The 3,865-nt window shown below is 68.6% G+C and carries 5 protein-coding genes; 1 reads left to right on the forward strand and 4 read right to left on the reverse strand.

Translation table 11 applies throughout. The annotated features are described in order from the left end of the window. From JWQ89_RS14275 to JWQ89_RS14290, 4 genes are all read right to left on the reverse strand, one after another. Positions 1-813 (reverse strand): copper resistance CopC family protein (locus JWQ89_RS14275; protein ID WP_299642068.1); only part of this gene is annotated, 813 nt, incomplete at its 3' end. A 61-nt stretch (positions 814-874) separates the two neighbouring features. Continuing rightward, on the reverse strand, positions 875-1,399 hold the full coding sequence (locus tag JWQ89_RS14280) for a DUF1775 domain-containing protein (RefSeq protein ID WP_299642070.1): 525 nt from the start codon (positions 1,397-1,399) through the stop codon (positions 875-877). A 55-nt stretch (positions 1,400-1,454) separates the two neighbouring features. Next, positions 1,455-1,841: a hypothetical protein gene (locus JWQ89_RS14285; protein ID WP_299642072.1), complete on the reverse strand. Its 387-nt coding sequence runs from the start codon at positions 1,839-1,841 to the stop codon at positions 1,455-1,457. Between the two features lie 126 nt (positions 1,842-1,967). Beyond that, positions 1,968-2,510 (reverse strand): hypothetical protein, encoded by a 543-nt coding sequence (locus tag JWQ89_RS14290; protein WP_299642074.1) that lies wholly within the window; start codon positions 2,508-2,510, stop codon positions 1,968-1,970. A 631-nt stretch (positions 2,511-3,141) separates the two neighbouring features. Between JWQ89_RS14290 and JWQ89_RS14295 the strand changes: the two genes are divergently transcribed. After that, positions 3,142-3,865 (forward strand): AAA family ATPase (locus JWQ89_RS14295; protein WP_299642076.1); only part of this gene is annotated, 724 nt, incomplete at its 3' end.

The following is a 3,865-nucleotide window of genomic DNA, read 5'->3' on the forward strand; positions in this document are numbered from 1 at the left end:
GGGACTGGCGGCGCTGGCGTGCCCGCTCATGGCGATGGCGAGGGCTCCAGTGGCAAGTGCGAGCAAGGCAAGAAGCCCCGAAATGCGCGACCGGCCGGTGGCGAGCGCGGCGAGCGACAAGGCGAATGCGACCATCGCTGTCGCCGCCGTCACGCCGTAGCTGGTCGACAAGGCGGCGGTCCACACCTTGCCGTCCCCGATCGATGCGAGGGGGAGATCGAGGGCATCGAGGCCCTGCATCGCCAAGGAGACCGGCACGGCGACCAGTCCAAGGACGACCAGTATCGTGCACAGCCGCTGGCACACGGCTGGCAACGGCGTGACGGCGCCGAACACGATGCCGCCAATGCCGCCGAGCAGGGCTGTGAAAAGGACGGCTTTGCTGGCCCATAGGATTGCCGCCACGGCCCGGTCGGTCGGGGCCAACTCAGGCGCAACCTCCGACACCGCGCCGACCGAGAACACCAGCGAGCCGCCGATCGGATGGCCGTCCGTCGAAACCACGCGCCAGCTCAGCAGGTACGTGCCCTGCGGCATCGCCTGGGGCAAGGTGACCGTCACGGTCTCCCCGCCTTGCGTGGCGTCCAGCAGGTCCCGGCCCGATCCGTGCGGTCCGAGCAGCTTGATCGCCAGGGGGGAGACCGGCTCATTGAAACGCAGTTCGGCTGCTCGCGGGGCAACACCGACGACCGCGTCGTCCGCCGGCATGGTCGCGAGCAGGGCGGCATGCGCGTAGGCGACCGGAACGGCGGCGAGCGCCAGCAGCAGTACTGTGGCGCAGACGAAGAGGAGACGGGTAAAGGCCTGTCGCATCACATCCTTCCCGGGGTACGCGAAACGGACGGGCGCCGGGGTTGCCCGCGCCCGGTCGCGATCAATCCCCGGCAGCGCCGCCCGGGACCAGCTTGACCATCGGCGCCGGCTTTTCGGCGTCCTCCCCCCCTTTCAATTCGATCCAGGCTTCTTCGCCATTGGCGCATTCCTGGATGGTGGGGAAGTAGAACGGGCCCGGCTTGAGCGAGGTGGCAAAGGTGCCGCGGAAGACGAATTCGTCGTACCACTCGTTGGGGAGATTGCCGCCCGACCAGACGATTTCCTTGACCCCTTCGGTCACCGGCGTGCCGAAATCGTCATAACTGTGCTCGTAGGGACCGGTGACGGTCTTGAGGTCCCAGCCGGGCTTCGGCATGGGCTTCACGTTGAAGAAGCCCTCCGGAATCTGGATGCGGACGGTGTTGGTGGCCTCGCTGCCGCAGCCATGAGGGATGCGGACCACGGCCTTATAGGTGGAGCCGATCCCGGCTTCCTGGACCTCGAGGGTCACATGGGCAAAAGCGGGGGCGCAGAGGACGGCGAGCGTAGCGGCGGCAGCGGCCGCGCGAGCGAGAATGTGGATCATGGCGATCTCTCCAATGACGATGGGGTCCGATCGGCAGCATCTGCCGAATATCGTATCACACCGTCATTGGCGGGGCGCGCGCCTGACTCGGATGCTCATGGATGGAGCGGGACGCCAGCCGCGGCGCAGCCGCATATCGCGCCGGGTCGGTCGTGCGGACGACGCGGATGGCCACGGAGCCCGGCTCGATCGTCGCGAACTTGTGCTTGGCGATGCCGGCTGCGGCGCACTTGACGGCGCTGGGGGTGCTCCCGCCGTCATCGCGCGGCGCCGGTTCCATGCAGATCGACGACGCAGTGATCGTCTCGAACCCGATCTTCGCCAGATCTCGCTGCAGGCCGGCGGCCTGATGCAGGGGAAGCAACAGGACGAGCGCATAGATGACCAGCACCGCAAACGCGGCGACCGTCTCCCGCACCATGTTCTTCGAGCGAAACGGCACGTTGCCTCCCTGTGGCATCCATATGGCCGGGGGGCCGTATTCTCAAGACCCGTTTTGCCGCATCACCTTCTGGCGCAGGCGCGGCCCACCGCCGCGCGCTCCGGCGCGGGCGGCGGGCCACCGCGGTTACGGGGCCTCGACGGCGACGGCGTCGCACGAGACCTCGGGGTTCATGTCGGCGAAGGCGCTGGTGGGGTTGTGGCGCCAGGCCCAGACATGCAGCTCGTAGAACGCCGGCAGGCCATAGCGGTTGGGCGCGTTGGTGAAGCTGAACAGGTGCCCGTCGAGATTGGCCGGCCCCTTGGTGGTGATGTACTCGACGCCGATCAGCTGCATCGACCCATCGGCCTGCGGCTCGTACATCACCGCTTCGGGGTGGGCGATGTCGATGGCGTCGTCCTTGAGCGCCGCCTCGGAGACGAAATGGACGCCCATGGCGCCGCCGTCGATGCCGCTGACGCAGGGGATCGGCCCATAGCCCTCCGACTTCGCCACTGCCACGTCCTGGAACCGGTCATTGGCAGCGCGGACGGCGTCGGCCAGCGGGTTGGGAAGGTCGGCATGCGCGGCGGCGTCATGAGCCGACGCGGCGGAGATGAGGAGGCCGGTGCCGCCGATCGAGAGGATGGAGGCCACGGCGGCGGTCTTGATCCAGGTAGATGCGTTCATTTGATTTCTCGCTTGGTTGGCGAACCTCACCTGCCGGGCAGGAAGCCCGAGCGGCGCTGCAGTTCGCGGGGGGTGATTGGCTGCTCGGAGCCGGCCTGTTGCCGGGGGGCGACTGGAACGGCCGCCTCCGAGATCACGCTGGGCGCTGGGCGGGGATACGGAGGCAGCCCCGCCCTTGGCTCAGCGATAGGAGTAGGTATCGACCACGAAGGCTTCGCTGTTGCGGTCGGCTGGCGGCGCGTGCCTTTGCGGGCGGCCGGCGCCCGACAGGCGGCGCCTCCGGTGGGAGGAGACGAAGGACCTGACCCAGGACACGCCCCTGCCGGCAGCGCGTCCGGCGATGCCGCTGGCGGCCACGGGCCCAGGGTCATCAAGGGGGAATTGGTGGAAACCGGGTTCTGCGTTCAGACGCGGCATGGCAAACACTCCTTGCGTTCTGCCTGGCCTCGGGGCCGGCGATGGCGGACAATGCCCCATGCGGCCCCTCACGCCTATCGGCGCCATTACCCAGATTGCCGCCACCGATTGCCCACTTTTCCGGGGTATGGAATAAGGCCGGCACATGCTGTTAGTCATACGTCGTATGATGACTCTGCCTTCGGGTCAGGTCGCAGCCTAAGAGGGTTGAGGGATGATCCTGCTGGAGCGTGAGACGCAGCTGGATGCGCTGCGCGGGCACCTGGCCGAGGCGGGTGCCGGCCGAGGCCGCGTCGTCGCCGCCGTCGGCGAAACCGGGGCGGGCAAGACCGCGTTGGTCGACGCCTTCACCGCCGCGATCGGCGCCGAGGCGCGGATTTTCCGCAGCGCCTGCGAGGACCTCAGCATCCCCGATCCGCTGGGGCCGCTTTACGATCTCGCTCGCGAGGCGCACTGGCCGCTTGACCGGATCGGCGATCGCGCCGAGCGCGTGCCGCTGTTCTCCGAGGCGCTAGAAGTGTTCGGCGCCGGAGCGCTGCCGACGGTGCTGGTGATCGAGGATCTGCACTGGGCCGACGATGCGACGCTCGACCTGGTGCGGTATCTCGGCCGCCGTATCGCCAACACACATATCCTGATGCTGATCACCGCGCGCAACGAGGCTCTGCCGGGCCAGCGGCGGCTGCGCCGGGCGCTGGGCGATATCGCTCCCGGCAACGTCGTCCGCATCGACGTGCCGCTGCTCAGCGAGGCGGCGGTGGCGACGCTGGCGCAGAACGCCGGACTGGAGAGCGGGCCGATCTATCGCGCCACGGTGGGCAACGCCTTCTTCGTCACCGAGCTGCTGCGCGCCGGGGGCGACCTGACGCCCAGCGTGCGCGACGCCACCCTGACCCGTGCCGAACGGCTGGGGATCGGCGCCCGCATGGCGCTCGACG

The sequence above is a fragment of the Devosia sp. genome, assembly GCF_028290645.1.
GTDB lineage: Bacteria > Pseudomonadota > Alphaproteobacteria > Rhizobiales > Devosiaceae > Devosia_A.

Excerpts from the sequence above, each read along its gene's own strand:
- JWQ89_RS14280 (WP_299642070.1), bottom strand. The coding sequence starts at position 1,399 with ATGATCCACATTCTCGCTCGCGCGGCCGCTGCCGCCGCTACGCTCGCC.
- JWQ89_RS14290 (WP_299642074.1), bottom strand. The coding sequence starts at position 2,510 with ATGAACGCATCTACCTGGATCAAGACCGCCGCCGTGGCCTCCATCCTC.